This is a genomic window from Acinetobacter sp. FDAARGOS_724 (assembly GCF_013364475.1).
GTDB classification, from domain to species: Bacteria; Pseudomonadota; Gammaproteobacteria; order Pseudomonadales; family Moraxellaceae; genus Acinetobacter; species Acinetobacter variabilis.
In genome coordinates this window covers 1815568-1834897 of sequence record NZ_CP054908.1, presented here as the reverse complement: position 1 = coordinate 1834897, position 19330 = coordinate 1815568, and the positions used below count along the sequence as shown (strand labels likewise).

Annotated in this window: 16 protein-coding genes and 1 pseudogene; 10 read left to right on the top strand and 7 right to left on the bottom strand. The window is 41.0% G+C overall.

Annotated elements, in window-relative coordinates:
* Positions 1-12: 12 nt before the first annotated feature.
* Positions 13-612 (bottom strand): lipocalin family protein, encoded by a 600-nt coding sequence (locus tag FOC32_RS09980; RefSeq protein WP_005234914.1) that lies wholly within the window; start codon positions 610-612, stop codon positions 13-15.
* Between the two features lie 142 nt (positions 613-754).
* Positions 755-2776 carry an excinuclease ABC subunit UvrB gene (uvrB, locus tag FOC32_RS09975; protein WP_005234910.1) on the bottom strand — a complete coding sequence of 674 codons (2022 nt, stop codon included), beginning with the start codon at positions 2774-2776 and terminating at the stop codon, positions 755-757.
* Positions 2777-3115: 339 nt separating this feature from the next.
* Here uvrB and FOC32_RS09970 point away from each other — a divergent pair, with 339 nt between their 5' ends.
* The gene (locus tag FOC32_RS09970) at positions 3116-3904 is read left to right on the top strand and encodes a hypothetical protein (RefSeq protein WP_034580895.1); all 789 of its coding nucleotides are present in this window, start codon (positions 3116-3118) and stop codon (positions 3902-3904) included.
* 56 nt (positions 3905-3960) lie between these two features.
* Here the strand turns inward: FOC32_RS09970 and FOC32_RS09965 are convergent, their stop codons facing one another.
* Positions 3961-4140 (bottom strand): hypothetical protein, encoded by a 180-nt coding sequence (locus FOC32_RS09965; protein ID WP_005234902.1) that lies wholly within the window; start codon positions 4138-4140, stop codon positions 3961-3963.
* Positions 4141-4585: 445 nt separating this feature from the next.
* Here FOC32_RS09965 and FOC32_RS09960 point away from each other — a divergent pair, with 445 nt between their 5' ends.
* The 5 genes and pseudogenes from FOC32_RS09960 (at position 4586) to FOC32_RS09945 (ending at position 8841) form a co-directional block, all read left to right on the top strand.
* Positions 4586-5665, top strand: coding sequence for an OmpW/AlkL family protein (locus FOC32_RS09960; RefSeq protein ID WP_005234901.1), 1080 nt, complete (start codon positions 4586-4588; stop codon positions 5663-5665).
* Between the two features lie 179 nt (positions 5666-5844).
* Positions 5845-7059 (top strand): MFS transporter, encoded by a 1215-nt coding sequence (locus FOC32_RS09955; RefSeq protein ID WP_034170049.1) that lies wholly within the window; start codon positions 5845-5847, stop codon positions 7057-7059.
* The gene (locus FOC32_RS17125; protein WP_034170050.1) at positions 7052-7186 is read left to right on the top strand and encodes a hypothetical protein; all 135 of its coding nucleotides are present in this window, start codon (positions 7052-7054) and stop codon (positions 7184-7186) included. The genes FOC32_RS09955 and FOC32_RS17125 overlap by 8 nt, the downstream gene beginning before the upstream one ends.
* Positions 7187-7371: 185 nt before the next feature.
* Positions 7372-8211, top strand: a pseudogene (locus tag FOC32_RS09950) (TauD/TfdA dioxygenase family protein).
* Positions 8212-8511: 300 nt separating this feature from the next.
* The gene (locus FOC32_RS09945; RefSeq protein ID WP_005234894.1) at positions 8512-8841 is read left to right on the top strand and encodes a four-helix bundle copper-binding protein; all 330 of its coding nucleotides are present in this window, start codon (positions 8512-8514) and stop codon (positions 8839-8841) included.
* 93 nt (positions 8842-8934) lie between these two features.
* Here FOC32_RS09945 and FOC32_RS09940 read toward each other — a convergent pair whose 3' ends face one another.
* Together FOC32_RS09940 and FOC32_RS09935 are read right to left on the bottom strand one after the other, a co-directional pair.
* On the bottom strand, positions 8935-9951 hold the full coding sequence (locus FOC32_RS09940) for a 2-keto-3-deoxygluconate permease (RefSeq protein WP_034170051.1): 1017 nt from the start codon (positions 9949-9951) through the stop codon (positions 8935-8937).
* A 152-nt stretch (positions 9952-10103) separates the two neighbouring features.
* Complete coding sequence (locus tag FOC32_RS09935; RefSeq protein WP_267464250.1) at positions 10104-10541, bottom strand: UxaA family hydrolase; 438 nt, start codon at positions 10539-10541, stop codon at positions 10104-10106.
* A 97-nt stretch (positions 10542-10638) separates the two neighbouring features.
* Between FOC32_RS09935 and FOC32_RS09930 the strand changes: the two genes are divergently transcribed.
* Positions 10639-11502, top strand: coding sequence for an IS982 family transposase (locus FOC32_RS09930; protein WP_034705383.1), 864 nt, complete (start codon positions 10639-10641; stop codon positions 11500-11502).
* Here FOC32_RS09930 and FOC32_RS09925 read toward each other — a convergent pair.
* The gene (locus tag FOC32_RS09925) at positions 11499-12605 is read right to left on the bottom strand and encodes a UxaA family hydrolase (protein ID WP_228761255.1); all 1107 of its coding nucleotides are present in this window, start codon (positions 12603-12605) and stop codon (positions 11499-11501) included. The genes FOC32_RS09930 and FOC32_RS09925 overlap by 4 nt on opposite strands.
* A 160-nt stretch (positions 12606-12765) precedes the next feature.
* Between FOC32_RS09925 and FOC32_RS09920 the strand changes: the two genes are divergently transcribed.
* Positions 12766-13644 carry a LysR substrate-binding domain-containing protein gene (locus tag FOC32_RS09920; protein WP_034170052.1) on the top strand — a complete coding sequence of 293 codons (879 nt, stop codon included), beginning with the start codon at positions 12766-12768 and terminating at the stop codon, positions 13642-13644.
* A gap of 52 nt (positions 13645-13696) precedes the next feature.
* Here FOC32_RS09920 and sthA read toward each other — a convergent pair whose 3' ends face one another.
* The gene (gene sthA / locus FOC32_RS09915; RefSeq protein WP_005234884.1) at positions 13697-15112 is read right to left on the bottom strand and encodes a Si-specific NAD(P)(+) transhydrogenase; all 1416 of its coding nucleotides are present in this window, start codon (positions 15110-15112) and stop codon (positions 13697-13699) included.
* A gap of 217 nt (positions 15113-15329) precedes the next feature.
* Here sthA and lipA point away from each other — a divergent pair, with 217 nt between their 5' ends.
* Complete coding sequence (gene lipA / locus FOC32_RS09910; protein WP_175967264.1) at positions 15330-16343, top strand: lipoyl synthase; 1014 nt, start codon at positions 15330-15332, stop codon at positions 16341-16343.
* A gap of 351 nt (positions 16344-16694) precedes the next feature.
* Positions 16695-19199, top strand: a complete 2505-nt coding sequence (locus FOC32_RS09905; protein ID WP_175967262.1) for an acyl-CoA dehydrogenase — start codon at positions 16695-16697, stop codon at positions 19197-19199.
* The last annotated feature ends 131 nt before the right edge of the window (positions 19200-19330 follow it).

Genomic DNA, 19330 nt, shown 5'->3' with positions numbered 1-19330 from the left:
CCGATTGGCCTTTTATTTTCTTGCCTGTTGGGTCTGTTTGGTATGTATCACATCACTCAAATCATAACCCACAGATTGCGCATATTGCAGGTATTCATTCACCACGTTCTGATCAAGTTGAGGGTCACGTGACAATACCCACATATATTTACGTTTAGGCTCGCCTACCAGTACGGTTTGATAATTATCATCCAGTTTCAATACCCAATAATCGCCACGGCCCACTGGCAACCAGCGAATAAACTCTGGTAAGAAACTTACTTTGAGCTTGGTGTTATAAGGTGCATTCTGAATGTATGCCTCACCCACTGATTGGGTCACCTGACCATTTTTCTGGATACAGCGGTTATCTACATTAACGTTACCATTTTCATTTAATGTATACGTCGCCGTAACATCACGATCACACTTGTTCTGGAATGTAAGTGGTTTACGAGCCACTTCATACCAGGTGCCCAAATAACGGTCCAGTTCAACTTTCTCTACAGTGGGTAAAGAATCGTTCTTGGCATAAGCCATGGTTGCAGCCCCGAGTCCAAGTAGAACTGCACCACCCACTGCAATTTTTGCAAGTTTCAATCCCGCATGAGGGAGATTATTTTTAGTTGCCATACAATACCTATTTGATCAGGACAAAATTTTCAACATGAATATTTCGTACTTACAATAGCGACATCCGCAGACATACTTTGTAGCATTATGTTAGGTTTGTGATTGATTTTGCGTAATTTAAATCTGTAATTTACACACAGACCTAACTTAACATCTGCGCTTTTAAACGTAAAATTTCATCCCGTATACGTGCAGCCTGCTCAAATTGTAGCTCTTTTGAAGCCTTGAGCATTTCTTTCTCCAGTTTATTGATATGCTTCGCGAACATCTTTGGATCGGCCATGATATGGCGCTCATCTGCACTGATCGCACGGGCCTGATCCGAAGCTTTCAGCTCAATAGTTTCATCATCCAGCACTTCACCCGTATCAATTTCCTTAATCACCTGACGTACTGCACTACGTGGTGTAATACCATGCTCTTCATTGAACTGAATCTGTTTGGCACGACGGCGTTCAGTCTCATCAATGGCTTTTTGCATTGAATCGGTGATGCGATCCGCATACAAAATCGCTTTACCTTTCAAGTTACGCGCAGCACGACCAATGGTCTGAATCAATGAACGTTCTGAACGCAGAAAACCTTCTTTATCCGCATCCAGGATTGCAACCAGTGAAACTTCTGGCATATCCAGACCTTCACGCAGCAGGTTAATGCCGACCAGAACATCATACACACCGGTACGTAGCTCATGAATAATCTTCACACGCTCAACGGTATCAATATCGGAATGCAAATAGGCAACCTTGATTCCATATTCTTTTAAATAGGATGTCAGGTCTTCTGCCATGCGCTTGGTCAAGGTCGTCACCAGCACACGCTCATTCATTTCCTTACGGATATTGATTTCAGACAGTACATCATCGACCTGAGTCAGGACTGGACGGATTTCAATTTCCGGATCAATCAGACCGGTTGGACGAACCACCTGCTCGACCACCTGTTCAGATTTTTCCAGTTCATATCTTGCAGGTGTGGCACTGACGTACACGGTCGTCGGTACAATACGTTCCCATTCCTCAAATTTCATCGGACGGTTATCCAGCGCACTTGGCAAGCGGAAACCATAATTCACCAGATTTTCTTTACGGGAACGGTCACCTTTGTACATGGCTCCAATTTGTGGAACAGTCACGTGCGATTCATCAATAATCAGCAAGGCATCATCAGGTACATAATCAAAAAGCGTCGGCGGTGCTTCGCCTGCCGGACGACCCGATAAATGACGTGAATAGTTTTCGATCCCGTTGGTATAACCGAGCTGCTGCATCATTTCCAGATCATAACGGGTACGCTGCTCGATCCGCTGAGCTTCCAACAACTTGTCATTTTCACGGAAAAAGACCAGACGTTCTTTTAACTCATCTCGAATCGTTTCAATCGCGCGAGCCAGATTGTCTTTAGGTGTTACATAGTGACTTTTAGGATAGATCGTGACACGCGGCACTTTACGGATCATTTTCCCGGTTAAAGGATCAAACCAGCGAATGGAGTCGACTTCATCATCAAACAGTTCAATCCGGATGGCATCCTGATCCGATTCGGCTGGGAAAATATCAATGATCTCACCACGGATACGATAGGTACCACGCAGGAATTCCAGTTCATTACGTGAATACTGCATTTCGACCAGACGACGGATAATATCATCACGACCAATGCGATCCCCTTCCACCACATGCAGCAGCATGCTCATATAAGCATTCGGATCACCCAGACCATAAATTGCAGACACCGAAGCAACAATAATCGCGTCACGTCGTTCTAAAAGTGCACGAGTGGCCGAAAGACGCATCTGGTCAATGTGGTCATTAATCGCCGCATCTTTCTCGATAAAGGTATCTGAAGATGGCACATAGGCTTCTGGCTGATAGTAGTCATAATAACTGACGAAATATTCAACCGCATTATTCGGGAAAAATGCTTTAAATTCGCCATAAAGCTGTGCAGCCAGCGTTTTGTTATGGGCCATGACAATAGTCGGACGCTGGGTACGGGCGATGACATTGGCCATAGTATAGGTTTTACCTGAACCGGTAACCCCCAGCAAAAGCTGATCGTGATAGCCTTTTTCTATACCCTTGACCAGCTTTTCAATGGCCTGTGGCTGATCGCCAGCAGGTTGATAATTAGTCACCAGTTCAAAGGGTTGTTTATCACTCATAGCTTTAATAATTTCACTGCGGATATCGACTCAATTTATTATGGGGGTAAAATTGAATTACTCAATCCCTATCCAGGTTTCTGTTTAGTAAAATAAATCGAGTGAAATATTATGCTTTCGTAGCCTAAAACCATTTTAGTTCTAATCTTTTCTATCAAAATTGAATCAGTATAAGTTTTGATTCGGTTCCTTACCTTATTCTGGCTTATTCAATATTTAGCCAAAATTTCTGTATAAAGTTCTGCTTTATCTGATGATGTAATAAAAATTAATTTCACCTTGACCCTTATAGCGTTCAAAGGCAACATGAAGCTAATCAGGACATCGAATAAAAAAGCCATGACTTACCATTATCACGATGAAAGTATTGTTAAATCTCTGCCAGAAAATACGGTATTTGTTTTCGGAAGCAACTTGGCTGGACAACATGCCGGAGGTGCAGCTCGAACAGCTTATGAGCATTTTGGGGCGGTTATGGGGGTTGGTCGTGGCTGGGCAGGTCAAAGTTATGCCATTCCGACTATGAATGAGCATTTGCAACAGATGCCTCTCTCACAGATCCAGCACTATATTGATGACTTCAAGATTTACACCAAGAACCATCCTAAAATTAAATATTTTATTACTTCGGTTGGTTGTGGCATTGCAGGCTATAAAGTTGAAGAAATTGCTCCTATGTTCAAAGGCATTTCCCACAATGTCATTTTTCCACAATCTTTCCGGCCTTTTGTAGAAAAAGCGCTTCCAAAAATTACGTCGCAATTCCTGCATACCATCTTCCGGGATTCAGTGATTTTTACTCCGGCGACAGATGAGCTGATTGATGTTCTGGCACTGACCGATAATGAAAAGAGTCTGGCCAAGATTCTGCTCAATACTCAGATTTATCCGGTCGATAGCAATGGTCGTGATCGTGTATTCGAGATTGAAGATATTCTGCATAACCTGAATGGCAAGATTTTTGACTTTCAGAATAATTCTGAAGGTTCCATGCTGTTTGGTGCCGTAATTCTGGCGCTACTGGAACTTTATAATATCAATGAAAAAGACTTTATTGATGTCTGGAAAGGCGATCGTGAGATTGCCCCGCCAAAACCTGAAAATAAGGCGCGTAAAACAGTTCGCTAAGAAAATCTCAAATTTTACTCATAAAAAAGCCATGAACTTCATGGCTTTTTTATTTATTAACGTTTGCCCATTGAACGGCGTGTACCACGAGGTGGCATCCAGGTCCGATCAGCATAACGTTGCGGTTTAGGTCGCAGATGTTCCAGAACTTCATCTGAAGCAGATTGTTCTGCCTGTTTTAATGGAAACGGTAAATTAACCAGTGGCTTTTTCTTGGGAGAATTTTGGGAGCTCATGCGCAATACTCAATAATTTATGCGGCTATTGTACAAAAAAACTCTATCTGCAGTGTACCATCGGTTAGCTAAATTTATTAAAGCTTTTTCTAGTAAGTTTTAAGCGGAAAATTTGCTGATTTCTTGTATATATCACGTCCGGAACAGAAAGCTTAAATCATTATTTAAAACTTAGATTAATGATAAAAATGTTACCCACTTATTATTCTATTACTTCAATAAAATTGAAAATTTTATAAAAATTAACATCCTATTTATCTTCACTATTCATGATAATTTTTACATAAATATATATTTTATTAATACAATTTATACAAATTTTGGCATTTTTTACTTTCTGTTAACTTTTTACTACTCGTTCTGTAACTGTGTAAATTGGTGAGATTTAACTAAATTGTCCAATAGAAAAAAAAATAACTAGCACGGACAAGGAGTCCTCTGAACAATGAAGACAATCATGGTATGCATGGCAGGTCTAGCCACACTACCCCTGCTTGCACATGCAGAATCCCCATATTTCAGCCTACAGGATGGCGATGGCTTTAAGCGATTTTCCGTTTCAGTTGGTGCACTGCATGTCATGCCACAAGGAAAAGCTCAGCCTTTTCAAGTTAATACTGCTGTAAAAAATGGTGAAGTTGCCAGAAATGGTACTATTCAAGTCGATACTGTATTGAATAACTTGAATTCTAATGTTGACCAAGAGGGTCTTGCAGCAGCATTAGAATTCCTGGGTTTTTTTACCGGTGGTGAATTAGGTAGTGGACTCAGCGGTAGTTCACGAATTCAAGGGTTGGAGGAGTGGAATAATCCGGGCACCGGTCTGGAAGCAGATGATGTCACTACCCTTGGGATTTTAAGTAATTACTTTTTTACCGATCACGTATCACTTGAAATGAAAGCCGGCATTCCACCCAAAGTGGACTTACAAGGCAAAGGAAAAATTTATGCTCCTTTCGCTGCGATCGCTACACCTCAAATCGGTAGTTTGCCTTTAGAATTTCTAAATATCGATCTGCAAAATGATATTTTTATTACTGATTTAGAAGCTCATGGTCCTGCAGCGTCAGCACGTGCTTGGACGCCTGCCTTTGAATTACAATATCATTTTGGAAAAACCGGAGTTAATAAGTTTCGCCCTTATGTCGGCTTAGGGATAATGTACGCTTACTTTAATGAATTGGAGATTAACCCGCGTACTGAACAGGATTTGATTGCAGCCGGTCATATGATTGCCAATATCAAAGAAGGCAATGCCGGAGCTTCACTGGAAGGTAAACCGAGCAATGCCAATCCTACAGTAGATCTTGAAGCAACCGATGCATTCGCTCCGATAGCCACCGTCGGTTTCACCTATGATTTTAATCATACTTGGTTCGCGGTAGGTTCTGTATCTTATGCTCATCTGAAAAATGAAACCACTATTACTGTTTCTGATGATAGTTTGGGTGAATTAATTACCTCCAAAGCCGATATTGAAGTCAATCCAATTCTGGCCTATGCAGGATTCGGGATGCGTTTCTAATCAATTACAATTTCTATTCAAACCTCAAAATTCCAGAACAACGGCTACGGCCGTTGTTTTATTTTCTGACGTTCTATACAGCTATAAAAAAAATTTATCGTTTGATTAATTTTTATTTTATCGCCTCTCTAGGTTGAATCGAATACTATACCTATCAACTTTATATGCATGAATGACTTATGGCTGACAGTCAATTTTCCAGAACCCTGATTTTTATGCTGATTGGCGCTGCCATTATTCTGGCCTTATCTTTGGGGATTCGTCATGCATTTGGCCTGTATCTGGTGCCAATGAGTGAAGAATTTGGCTGGGGTCATAATGTCTTTAGTTTAGCCATTGCCATGCAGAACCTGATCTGGGGTGCTGTTCAGCCCATTACTGGTGCCTTCGCTGACAAATATGGCAGCAAGATTGTCGTTGCCGTTGGCGGTGCCTTATATGCGCTTGGTCTGTTATTGATGGCTGTCAGTTCAACCGGATTACTATTGAATCTCAGCGTCGGACTGATTTTAGGTCTGGCTTTGTCTGCGACTTCTTTCCCGGTTTTATTGTCTGCGGTTGGACGAGCTGCACCACCTGAAAAACGCAGTCTGGCAATGGGGATTGCCAGTGCAGCAGGCTCCTTCGGCCAGTTTATTATGCTGCCTTCAACGCTGTTACTTTTACAGAATGTCGGCTGGTCAGCAGCACTTGTTGTCAGCGCAATTTTAATCGCTTTGATTGTACCTTTGGCCTGGATGCTAAAAGCCCCGATGTATGTCGATCCGAATGCGACTCCTACACCGAATAAAGTTTCACTAAGCTTTAAAGAGATTTTAGTGGTAGTCAAAAACCATAAGCCATTCTGGTTTCTGGCGATGGGCTTTTTTGTCTGTGGCTTTCAGGTGGTCTTTATCGGGATTCACCTGCCGGGTTATCTGATTGATCATGGGTTCAATGCTACAACTGGCACGATTTTCCTGGCGCTGGTGGGCCTGTTTAATGTTGTCGGTACCTATACGGCTGGCTGGCTCGGTGGAAAGTATTCCAAACCACGTCTGCTAATGGGCTTATACGGTCTGCGCGGGATTGCGATTATCGCCTTTCTGATGCTGCCTTTAAGCACCTGGACGGTCTATGCGTTTGGTGTCATCATGGGATTATTATGGCTTTCTACCGTACCGCTCACCAATGGTATTGTTGCCAATATGTTTGGCGTGAAATATCTGACCATGCTCAGCGGGATTGTATTCTTTACCCATCAGGTCGGTTCATTCTTTGGCGGCTGGCTCGGCGGTGTAAACCATGACATGAGTGGTAACTATAATGCAGTATGGATGCTGTCGATTGCCTTAAGTATTTTTGGCGTACTGGTGCACTTATGGGTAAATGAGGAGCAAATTGTACATGACTGATTCCACTTTTCTGCTCAAGCTTTCCATTGCGGTAGCGATGGTACTTCTCCTCGCTATTTCTCTATTGCTCTGGAGCCAGACTCCAGAACTGTTTGAGTACTTTAACCAGGCTTTTTGCGCACACTGATTGTCAAATATTTGACATTTTTCAGCAGCTTTAGGACTTTGTTTTGCCATATTAATTAAAAGATTTCAATTCAATCATTTAGATATTTTTATCCGAATTTTCATAAGTTTAGCAATTCTTGTGATTTTATTTTTGCTCTGGATTTTTTTAGATTTTCTACAACAAGAAAATTCAGAGACTTTCCAATGACAAGCTTGACCCAACTTTCACAAGCCATTCACGATGCACCACGCTGGCATCAGCAAGATCAGTTCCAGAATACTGATGAAATTAAAATTGTTCCGCAGGCAGATCAAGCGCTAGGCGCAGTGGTTTATGGCCTCGATGCCCGCAAAGCCCAATCTGGTGAAATCATCCTGCGTCTGAAGCAAGCTCTGGCCGAACACTTGATCCTGATCTTTAGAAACCAAAGTCTGGATGATCTACAGTATCTTGCCTTTGCAACCTATTTCGGTTCAATCTTCCGTCCAGATGCTGACACGCCAGTGCTAGCTTCTAAAACCGATACGGGCCCCCCACCTGATGTCGTACCAGTTTCCAATGCAGTCGGTCAAGGGGATTACACCGGCCATGGTGAACTTGCACCGCATGCCGATCACCAGTGGACACCCCTACCAGTTACAGCTCATTACCTATAATCCATTTGTGCGCTTCCAAAGCAATAAAGGTGGTAATGCTTATGCGGGTAATATGCCAAGGTATCGCTTTAAAGATGAGCCAATTTTAGGTCACGCCTACCCGCACCCACTGGTACGTACCCATCCTGAATCTGGCGTAAAGCGCTTTGGTTAAATACCCATACCGAAGTTGAGCTGGTGAATTATGACGATCAGGCAGGCAGTGAACTGATTGCAAAATTACGTGAACATGTCTTAAAACCTGAATTCGCTTATGAGCACAATTGGGAAGCAGGCGATATCGTGTTCTGGGATAATCAGGTTACTCTACATTCACGCCGTCCTTTCCCCGCTGATCAACGCCGTTTATTAAAACGGATCAGCTTGGCAGGTAGTCGTCCATTTTAATCTCCATAAAAATATAATAAAGAGAAAGGTTATTTAAGCCTTCGACAATAACGACTCATCATGTAGATTTTCCGCCATTGAGGAATGACCACCTCAATGGTTTTATTTTTAAATCTTCAATCATCCTATTTTGGCAATATCAGGAGAGATGCTTTGAATTAAATTTTTTAGAAATACAGCTTTTAACAAAATCGGTAATTAGATTACTTTTTCTCACTCAAACTGCCTAGTGTATTTTTCCTTTTCTGCTTAGCGTATTAAAAAACAAGCGATTGCTATAGCTGCAAAAAGGAGAAGAAAATGAACGAGATTCAATTTTCAGATTGTGTCCGCGCATGTATGACTTGCTCGCTGGCCTGTACCAACTGTGCCAGTGCCTGCCTGAAAGAAGAAGATTTAGAAATGATGCGGGAATGTATTCAGCGCTGTCTGGACTGTGCTGATCTGTGTCAGCTCTGCGCCCGCATGCAACAAAAGCAATCTCCATTTATGAAAGAGATTTGCGAGCTATGTGCTAAAGCTTGCGATTATTGTGTAGAAGAATGTGGCCATCATGAGGATGATCATTGCCAGCAATGTGCAGAAGCTTGCCGTCGCTGTGCTGAAGAATGCCGCAAAATGGCAGCTTAATTTCCAGCATTACTGGCTAGATTGAACTTTTTCAATTTAGAAAATAAAAAACCCGCAAATCGAACTTGCGGGTTTTTCTTATTATTTAAGATTTTAGGTATCTGTAATTTTGGAAAATTCTGCTTTAAACTCAGTTTTTTTAGCTCTTATATCATCAATTTTATAAGCAAACTTTTTAACCCATAAAGATGTAAGTAAAGGCACGATAATTGCTGAAATAACTACGCAGGCTGCAATTAAAGTAGTTGCTGCTGGTGCCACAACCTCAAATTGTGGGGCTACCTGAGCAATAAGCATTGGTGTAGCGGCTGCAGAACCTGCTGTACTAGATGCTGCTATTCCTGCTGTACCATTACCTTTGGCCAAAAATATATCTGCTGGTATTAAAAAGAGAGCCGAAATCAAGACAACAGTAACACCTAGAATAATTCCAGGTAATCCAGTTTCTAGAATTAGTCCAAAATTAATACTATTACCCAGAGCAAAACCAAAAAATGGAATCATTACTTTCGCTGCAGGAGCAAAAAAGTCTCTCATTTTTTCATCTAGATTGCCTAATAAGAAACCACACAAAAATGGTAGAACCACTCCTACTAGAGCGGCAGGATGAAAAGAAGCAACACCAGCTGAACCTAAAATAAGCATAGTAAATAAAGGGCCAGACTCAATTCCAATGAGTGCGCCTGCTGCTGCCTCTTCTTTAGTTCCATATTCTGACGTTAATGAAGAGTAAAGACCAGCATTGGTCATATCAAATGCAACCACTATAGCTAAAATAGAAAAACCCGCAAATAGCGGAGTATTCAACATTTCATCTGGCTGCATGAGAGAACCTAAAACTAGAGCTAACATCCAGGCAATAAATAATTTTGCACCGATAACGGCTCCTGCTTTTCTGACGACAGTGGCAGTAGCACGAACATTAATAGAAGCCCCTAAGCAGAAAGTCCAGACTCCTAAAATTGGTACAGCCCCTGTAATAATTCCCTTAGTAAATGAACCAAAATATTCAGCAGTATCTGGTGCAAATGTATGAATTGTTGCACCAATTAAAAGTGGAATTAGCATCATTCCACCAGGTACTTTATCTATAAATTTTTTAATTTCCATTTTAAAAACTCCCTCGAATTCCATCCTGAAGAGTTATGGTTTTGATAAAGCAATACTGATCTTAATTATTTTGAAACTATTTTTTAAAATAGAAAGATATTTATTGCGGCTGTGGAGATCAAAACCATTACTCTTATTGAGCAATTTCCTTTTTACATTTGTGCACCGATCATCCAAGGTACAAATTCTTCTCCACCAATTCCTAACGCTTCACTTTTACTTTTCTCACCCGAGGCTACACGAATAAACATTTCAAAAATTTCTTGACCTTTTTCTGCCACATTTGATGTTCCGTCCATAATATTTCCACAATTAATATCCATATCATCTAGCATCCGATCATACATAGCAGTATTCGTTGCAATTTTGATTGAGGGTGAAGGTTTAGCACCAAAACAAGAACCACGTCCTGTCGTGAAGGCAACTAAATTTGCCCCACCGGCAATTTGGCCAGTAGCTCCCATAGGGTCATAACCTGGTGCATCCATGAATACCAAGCCTTGTGTGTCAATAGTTTCCGCATAACGATACACACCTTTTAATGGTGTTGAACCACTTTTTGCTACCGCACCCAGTGACTTCTCTAGAATAGTAACCTGAGTTCGATATAAAAAAAGAGTAGAAAAAAGCCCTGTTTTTGTAACATATTGGTTCTCAAGACAAAATTTTATAAAACAAGGCTTCTCAATGGATCATATTACCGAATTATTTTGTATTTTGGATGATTTCTGCAAAAAATTTAATGAATCTTTAGAGAAAGCTTTAATTTCTGATCAAAAAACCAAGTTGAAAAAGTCAGCTTTAAGCTTGTCTGAGGCAATGACCATTGTCATTTTATTTCATCAATCCGGTTTTAGATTCTTCAAATATTTTTATTGCCAAATGATCATTCCATTCTGGAAATCTGCTTTTCCTAAACTGCTTAGCTACAACCGATTTATTGAAATCATGCCCCGTTGTTTGCAAGCTCTGAGTAGTTTCTTCCACCAAGTGAAAGGAAAAGATACGGGAATCAGTATCATTGACTCCACTAAATTGGTAGTTTGCCATAATCTTCGGATTAAAAGGCATCGTGTATTTAAAGGCTTGGCCGGTCGTGGAAAAAGTAGTACGGGTTGGTTTTATGGCTTTAAATTACATCTCGTTATCAATAATTTAGGTGAAATTATTAATCTCAAACTGACATCGGGAAATGTTCATGATGTTGCTATATTAGAATCTTTAACTCAAGAATTAAAAGGAATCCTACTCGGAGACAAAGGCTATTTGAGTAAAGCAAAAGCCGAAGCTTTAGCAGCAAGAGGACTGAAAATATTGACCCCATCACGTCGGAATATGAAAAATAAACCTATCCAAACTGAAGAAGAAAAACAATTACTTTGTAGAAGAGGATTGATCGAAACCGTGAATGATCAATTAAAAAATTTACATCAACTTGAACATTCACGTCATCGTTCGGTAAATAACTTCATGGTGAATATCATGGCTGCTGTAGTGGCTTATTGTTTGAATCCCAATAAACCAACTTTCCAAAATATGCTAAAAGGCTAAGCAGATTTCGTCGAACTCAGGTTAGTAGTAAGACCGCCCGCCTTATTTCCAGGAGTAGGATTATTATCAATACTACCTTTTTCACGATCAGCATAAGCTTCCCAAGAATGAATCAACTCTACTAATTTATGACCTACTTCATTATTCACCGCCCGACGTGTTAATAGATGTTCTGCACCGTAAATTTCTGGAGTTTCCGATAAGATTGCTGTACCGCCATGTGCAACCAAATGATCAACAGCTACACCTAGGGCAGGATTAGCAGTAATTCCAGAGTATCCATCGGAGCCACCGCACTGCAGAGCGACACATAAATGAGATAATGGTAGCGGCTCTCGGCTCACTTGATTTGCTTCAGGTAAAATTTCTTGCACTAACGCAATCGCCTTATCAATAGTTTTTTGTGTCCCCCCTTCTTCCTGCATAACCAGTGATTTTATTTTACTAGCATATGCTGGATTTTTTGATTGAAGAAGTGGTTTCAACTGATTGGCTTCACACCCTAATCCTATGATTACTACCGCTGCAAAGTTAGGATGCTCCATATAACCTGCAATAGTACGACGTAATTGCTTGAGCCCTTCACCATGATGATCAATACAACAACCAAAACTATGTGATAATGCTACTACGCCATCTACGTTAGGATAATTGTCTATGATTTCTGGGTGGTCAAAATACTGAGCAACTTTTTTTACCACTGTTGCTGAACAGTTGACTGTACTGATTACTCCCACATAATTCCGAGTAGCTACACGTCCATCTGCACGTTTAATTCCTAAAAAATTTCGAGGCTGCAGCGCAGTTGCTATTGGAATTACATTTTCTCCAAACGCGTAGTCACGATCAAAATCAGCTATGGCCAAATTTTGTATGTGAACATGCTGACCCGCTAGAATATTCTGGGTAGCAAAACCAATAATCTGACCATAACGTAATACAGCTTCACCTTTGAAAATATCTTTTAGTGCGACTTTATGGGCAGCAGGGATATCTTCTAAAGTAGCAATCTCTTCTGTAATCGGTGTGCGTGATATCAAAGGGCTTTTGGCAATTGCAATATTATCATTCGGATGCAATTGAAGAATATAAGATGTGTTCACTGTTTGCTTCCTTTCTAGTAGCTGGCTGAGTCCATAATGTCTTTATATTTTGCTAGTGCTATCAGATATTAAAATGTCTGATTGAATTCATCATAGTCTTTTTATTTTTGACAATCTGTGATATTTAAAAGACACATTGTTGAATAGGATTGGACAATTTATGCCAGGAAGGATTCCTCCTCTTCATCTTATTTATGCTTTTGAAGCTGTAGTTAGGCATTCATCATTTTCCAAAGCAGCTGATGAACTTAATGTTACCCGTAGTACAATTTCACATCGGATTCAGACCTTAGAAAAATTACTTAATACTGTTTTATTTGAGCGAACTACACGCAAGTTAAATTTAAGTGCTACAGGTGCATCCTATTATCAGTCAGTAAAAAAAGCCCTACATTCACTAGATAGTCTTAATAAAATTAACTCGAATAACCCTCATCAAAAAACAGTTACGCTATCGTCTCCTCCTACTTTCGCAAATATTTATTTACTTCCTCGTTTAAAAGACTTTTTAGAACAGTATCCAGATATTGAGATTGCTATAGAAATTGCAAAATCACAGCTTGATTATGAAATTAGCAAAGTTGATTTTGATATTAGATATGGAACTGGAATCTACCCTGGTATGCAAAGTTATCAGATTAGCCGAGATACTATTTTCCCAGTTGCATCGCCTTATTATGTAAAAATAAAGAATATTCGTTCACCTAGGGATCTTAAAAACTGTGACCTTTTAAGGAGCTATTTAGAGCCTTGGTCACCTTGGTTTACGCAAGCACATTTAGAATGGAAAGAACCTATACAAGGACATCGCTTTGAAGATTTATCTTTACTTTATCATGCAGCACAAAATAACTGGGGTATAGCGTTAGCTAGAGAATCACTAGTAAATAAACTCATTAATCAAGGATCACTCGTACAACTATTTGATATTACAGCGCAGCCTCAATTTCAATATTATGCAATTGTAGACCCGAGGAAAAACATATCTGATGAAGCCCAACTGTTTATTCAGTGGTTATGCCAAAATTATGATAAATAAAAAACCCACAAATCGAACTTGCGGGTTTTTGATCTAACCTGAATAAATCAAATTAGAATAAACGGTTCATACCATTCAAGGTTGCCACACGATAAGCTTCTGCCATCGTTGGATAGTTGAATGTGGTTTCCACAAAATACTTAATCGTATTGTTCGGGCTATTCATGACTGCTTGACCAATGTGGATAATCTCCGAAGCATTATTACCGAAACAATGCACACCTAGAACTTCCAGCGTATCGCGGTGGAACAGGATTTTTAATTCACCAACCGTATCACCGGTAATCTGTGCACGCGCCAGATGACGGAAAGAAGCCTGACCCACTTCATACGGGATTTTTTCTTCAGTCAGCTGCTGCTCAGTTTTACCGATCGAAGAAATTTCTGGAATGGTATAAATACCAGTTGGAATATCTGTCACAGGTGCAACGTCTTGCTCACCGCTCATGTTGGCACCTGCGCAACGACCTTGGTCATAGGCAGCAGAAGCCAATGATGGCCAGCCAATCACGTCACCTGCAGCATAGATATTTTCGACTTCAGTCTGATACTGTTCATTCACGGTTAATTGACCGCGGCTGTTTGGTTTCAGGCCAATATTTTCAAGGCCTAAACCGTCAGTATTCCCTGAACGGCCGTTACACCACAGAATAGCATCTGCCTTAATTTTCTTGCCGCTTTGTGTATGCAGAACGACATAATCATCAGAAGTTTCAAGGAAGTCGATCTGTTCATTATGACGGATCAATACACCCTGTTCACGTAAGTGATAAGACAGCGCATCGGAGATTTCATCATCCAAATAGCTGAGCAGTTTTGGTTGGGTGTTGATCAGGTCAACCTTATGTCCCAGACCAATAAAGATCGATGCATATTCACAGCCAATCACACCTGCGCCATAAATAATGATTTTTTGGATTGAGAAATCCAGATCCAGAATTTTGTCTGAATCAAATACACGTGGATGATTGAAATCAAGAATTTCTGGACGGTATGGACGTGAACCCGTCGCAATCACCAGTTGCTGGAACATAATGGTTTCTTTTATGCCATCTGGTGTAAATACAAAGATCGTATTTTCGTCTTGAATGTAAGCACGACCATGATAGATATCAATCTTGTTACGGTCATAAAAACGTGAGTGAGTATCCACCTGCTGCTGAATCACTTTATGTGCATTGCGCAGTACCTGTTTCATAGTGAATTGTTTCCATTCACCTACTTTTTGAAACATTGGATCACGTTGATAACGGATGATGCTGGATACCGTTTGACGCAATGCCTTACTTGGAATCGTACCTACGTGAGTACAGTTACCACCCAGCTGTTCACGCATATCTACAATTGCAACACGCTTACCAGATTTGGCAAGTTTCATTGCCGCGCCTTCGCCCGCAGGGCCTGAACCTAGAACTACCGCATCGTACTTAACGAAAGTTCCACTAACGACCTCTTTTTTACGTGGCATTCAACGCTCCTTAAAATTAAAAAATTTTGCTTTAATCTACGCTATATTATGACGTAATTGCTACCAATTTGGTGTATTTAACTTACATATATTGTGTGATAAGAACATTTTTTAAATGAATAATCCTTTTCGCCCTATTTCACTCGAGTTTCGTTATAATTAAAAAAGTGTTAACTTTGATTTATCTCCCTCCTTCAAAACAGTGGAAAAGTTATATATGTCTGAAAACCGTAAACCTGAACAGGGTATCAAACTTCGCGGCGCAGAAAAGGTCGCCCGTATTCCTGTAAAAGTTGTTCCTACGGTTGAAACGCCACGTAAGCCGGACTGGATCCGCGTGAAAATGGCCGCTCCCGAGGAAGTTCAGCGTATTAAAACTACACTTCGTCAGCAAAAACTGCATACCGTATGTGAAGAAGCTACCTGTCCGAACCTGCCTGAATGTTTTGGTGGGGGTACAGCAACCTTTATGATTATGGGTGATATTTGCACGCGTCGCTGTCCGTTCTGTGATGTGGCACATGGTCGTCCAAATGCGCTTGATCCGGATGAACCGCGTCATATGGCAGAAACGATTGCCAACCTAGGTCTGAAATATGCAGTCATCACTTCAGTAGACCGTGATGACCTATTGGATGGCGGTGCACAGCATTTTGTAGACTGTATTAAAGAAGCTCGTGCTTTGAGTCCAAAGACTTTGCTAGAAATTCTGGTACCTGATTTCCGTGGTCGTATGGACATCGCTTTACGCATCATGACTGAATGTCCACCAGACGTGTTTAACCACAATATCGAAACTGTGCCACGTCTGTATAAAGCGATGCGTCCAGGTTCAGATTATCAGCACTCTTTAAACCTGTTAAAAATGTTTAAAGAATACTGTCCGGATATTCCAACCAAATGTGGTTTGATGGTCGGCATTGGTGAAACTGAAGAAGAAGTCATTGCTTTGCTGGATGACTTGAAAGCACATGAGGTCGATTATGTGACGATTGGTCAGTACTTGCAGCCTTCTAAACAACATGCGCCAATTGACCGCTTTGTAACGCCAGAAGAATTTGAGCGCTACGCAGAACATGGTCGTAAACTTGGCTTTAAGAATATCTGGTCGGCTCCAATGGTACGTTCAAGTTACTTTGCGGATCGTCAATACTATGGTGAACCGGTTCCAGAAGTACGCCGTAAAGTTGATCCAGCAAAAAAAATCGCTGTACAGGCAATTGAAGCTTAAAATGACTTAGATCAAAGCCCTCTCAAGTAGAGGGCTTTTTTATGCCTAACTAAATTTATATTTGTTCACTTTTTAATTATTTTATCTACCCTCTCTTGGAGATTAAGTTATTACTTATCTTCACATTTCTTTGCGTGTTCTCACTTGAAGACTGCGCATTTTTCAAACAATCTCAAAAACAGATAAAACACTTCAATATATCGTTGAAATATTTAATAACGATTGTTCTCACAAGAACAATTGTGAATTTGCCAATTGCTTAAGCGATGTAAAAAAACTGATCAAGTCTTATGAAGACACCTTAGGGAGATCGGCAGCATCACAATTGTATGACCCTGGAGAAATATAACAATGCTATTTATTTTCGCCGTACTTCTTCTCATTGCCAGTTTATGGGCGATTTTCTTTTTTCAACTCTCCCGTACCACTGGTACAATTACCCTGATTGTCATGTCAGTGGTTTGTGCCTTTATCAGTCCTTGGTCACTGATTCTGGGCATTCCTTTGATCCTGATCAGTTTGGTCGTCATGATCGAACCTTTGCGCATGTCTTTCATTTCCAGGCCAGCCTATAAAGCTTTAGCGGATGCCATGCCGAGCATTAGCCCGACAGAACGTGAGGCTCTTGATTCCGGCACCAGCTGGTGGGAAAAAGAACTCTTTATGGGTGCGCCGAACTGGGAAACCTTTAATAGCTATCCCTATCCAAAACTTTCCGTTGAGGAACAGGCATTCTTGGATAACGAAGTTGAAACGCTCTGTAGCATGCTGGATGAATGGGAAATTCATGAGAAGAAAATGCTGCCTGAACATATCTGGCAATATATTAAAGATAAAGGTTTCTTGGGACTAATTATTCCTAAAGAATACGGCGGCCGTGCCTTTAGTTCATTTGCTCAAAGCCGAGTGATGAGCAAAATTTCTTCACGCTCTCTCACTGCTGCTGTGAGCTGTATGGTGCCTAACTCTCTCGGGCCGGGTGAGTTGTTACTACATTATGGTACTGATGAGCAAAAAGATCGTTATTTACCCGGTCTGGCCAAAGGTGAAGAAATCCCATGTTTTGGTCTGACCAGTCCTGAAGCCGGTTCAGATGCCGGTGCAATTCCAGATACCGGTGTGGTCTGTTATGGGCAGTTTGAAGGTCAGGAAGTTCTCGGTTTGAGAATGAATTTTTCTAAACGCTGGATTACCTTAGCACCGATTGCCACTGTCGTCGGTCTGGCTTTTAAAATGTATGACCCTGATCATCTACTTGGTGATAAAACAGATTATGGGATTACTTGTGCCTTGCTACCGGCCAATCATGAAGGGGTAAAAGTCGGTCCACGACATAATCCTGGCTCCCCTTTTATGAATGGTACTGTTGAAGGTAAGGATGTATTTATTCCTTTAGACTGGATCATTGGTGGCGTGAAAAATGCCGGTAAAGGCTGGCGTATGCTGATGGAATGTCTGGCGGTTGGCCGTGGTATTTCCCTACCGGCTTTGTCTACCTCCAGTGCCGAAATGACTTACCTGAATGTCAGTGCATTCTCGCGAATCCGTCAACAATTCAAGATTTCGGTGGGTAAATTTGAAGGCGTACAGGAAGCCAATAGCGAAATTGCCAGTGATGCTTATATGCTGGAAGCTTTCCGTTATTTAGTGACTTGTGGTCTGAACCAAGGTGGTAAACCGGCAGTTATGACCGCGATTGCCAAATACTATGCCACTGAGACCATGCGTAAAATCGTCAATCATGGTATGGATGTCGTGGGTGGTCGCGCCATTCAGATGGGGCCTCGTAACTTCCTGGCTCTCAACTATCAAGCCATTCCAGTATCCATTACAGTTGAAGGCGCCAATATTCTGAGCCGTTCATTAATGATCTTTGGTCAAGGTTCGATGCGTTGCCATCCTTATCTGTATGAAGAATTACAGCTTCTGCAAGCTGAAGATCCAAAAGCCGCTCTGAATCCATTCGATACTATGTTGTTTAAGCATCTGGGTTATACCTTTAACCGGACTGCCCGCTCTTTTGCCTATGCTTTTAGCGGAGGTTCAAGTGCTGCGCCACAAAGTGCAGTTGATTTTACCCGTCCCTATTACAAGATTATCAACCGGCTCAGTGCCAACTTTGCCCTGACTGCAGATATGTGTTTAGGTTTATTAGCAGGTGATATTAAACGCAAGGAAATGCTTTCTGGCCGTCTGGCTGATATTCATGCCCATCTGTTCATTGCGACGGCAATTCTGAATTTTTTTGAACATAGTAAAAAAACTGAAGCTGAACGTCTGCATGCACAGTTGGCAATTGAGAAATCTTTATATACCGCTCAGGAAGCGTTTTATGACCTGTTTGCGAACTTCCCGGTGGGTGTTGCTGCTGGCATGGTCAAACTCATCTGTTTCCCATTTGGCCGCCCTGTCGCGAAACCATCTGACCGACTTAAACAGGAAGTCGCAAATGTCATGATGGAAGATAACGCTTTCCGGAAGGTACTGAAAAAGCATGTTTTCTATAGCACAGCGGAAGATGATGTAAATGGTCGTATGGAATCAACCTTCACCATGTTATTGGAAATTGAGCAGCTTTGGGATCGCTTTAAAAAAGCTGAAAACAAAGGTCAATTTAAGGGACTTAGTTTTGCTGATCATGTGGCTGATGCGCATGGACAAGGCTTTATTAATGAAGAAGAAGCCAATAAGTTACTGCACTATAATGCGCGTCGTTATGACAGCATGTTGACTGATGTCTTTGATCTACATTTACAGGAAGTATTGGAACTGGAAAATCCTCATATTTCGAAAGCAGATGCAACAGGTACTGATACCTCAGTTCAAAGTGCACCTTCACATTCAACCAGCCCTTAGATAAATTTTTTATCTAAATCGAATCTTGCTTTCCAAAGTGAAGTTATTTCCTGATTTCACTTTGGATATCTCAAGTGGCTATTCAGCCACTTTTTTACGACTATTGCACGATGGTATTTAAGAGATAAAAC

Coding starts and splice junctions, on each gene's coding strand:
- FOC32_RS09980 (WP_005234914.1), bottom strand. CDS start 612: ATGGCAACTAAAAATAATCTCCCTCATGCGGGATTGAAACTTGCAAAA.
- uvrB (WP_005234910.1), bottom strand. CDS start 2,776: ATGAGTGATAAACAACCCTTTGAACTGGTGACTAATTATCAACCTGCT.
- FOC32_RS09970 (WP_034580895.1), top strand. CDS start 3,116: ATGACTTACCATTATCACGATGAAAGTATTGTTAAATCTCTGCCAGAA.
- FOC32_RS09965 (WP_005234902.1), bottom strand. CDS start 4,140: ATGAGCTCCCAAAATTCTCCCAAGAAAAAGCCACTGGTTAATTTACCG.
- FOC32_RS09960 (WP_005234901.1), top strand. CDS start 4,586: ATGAAGACAATCATGGTATGCATGGCAGGTCTAGCCACACTACCCCTG.
- FOC32_RS09955 (WP_034170049.1), top strand. CDS start 5,845: ATGGCTGACAGTCAATTTTCCAGAACCCTGATTTTTATGCTGATTGGC.
- FOC32_RS17125 (WP_034170050.1), top strand. CDS start 7,052: ATGACTGATTCCACTTTTCTGCTCAAGCTTTCCATTGCGGTAGCGATG.
- FOC32_RS09945 (WP_005234894.1), top strand. CDS start 8,512: ATGAACGAGATTCAATTTTCAGATTGTGTCCGCGCATGTATGACTTGC.
- FOC32_RS09940 (WP_034170051.1), bottom strand. CDS start 9,951: ATGGAAATTAAAAAATTTATAGATAAAGTACCTGGTGGAATGATGCTA.
- FOC32_RS09930 (WP_034705383.1), top strand. CDS start 10,639: ATGGATCATATTACCGAATTATTTTGTATTTTGGATGATTTCTGCAAA.
- FOC32_RS09920 (WP_034170052.1), top strand. CDS start 12,766: ATGCCAGGAAGGATTCCTCCTCTTCATCTTATTTATGCTTTTGAAGCT.
- sthA (WP_005234884.1), bottom strand. CDS start 15,112: ATGCCACGTAAAAAAGAGGTCGTTAGTGGAACTTTCGTTAAGTACGAT.
- lipA (WP_175967264.1), top strand. CDS start 15,330: ATGTCTGAAAACCGTAAACCTGAACAGGGTATCAAACTTCGCGGCGCA.
- FOC32_RS09905 (WP_175967262.1), top strand. CDS start 16,695: ATGCTATTTATTTTCGCCGTACTTCTTCTCATTGCCAGTTTATGGGCG.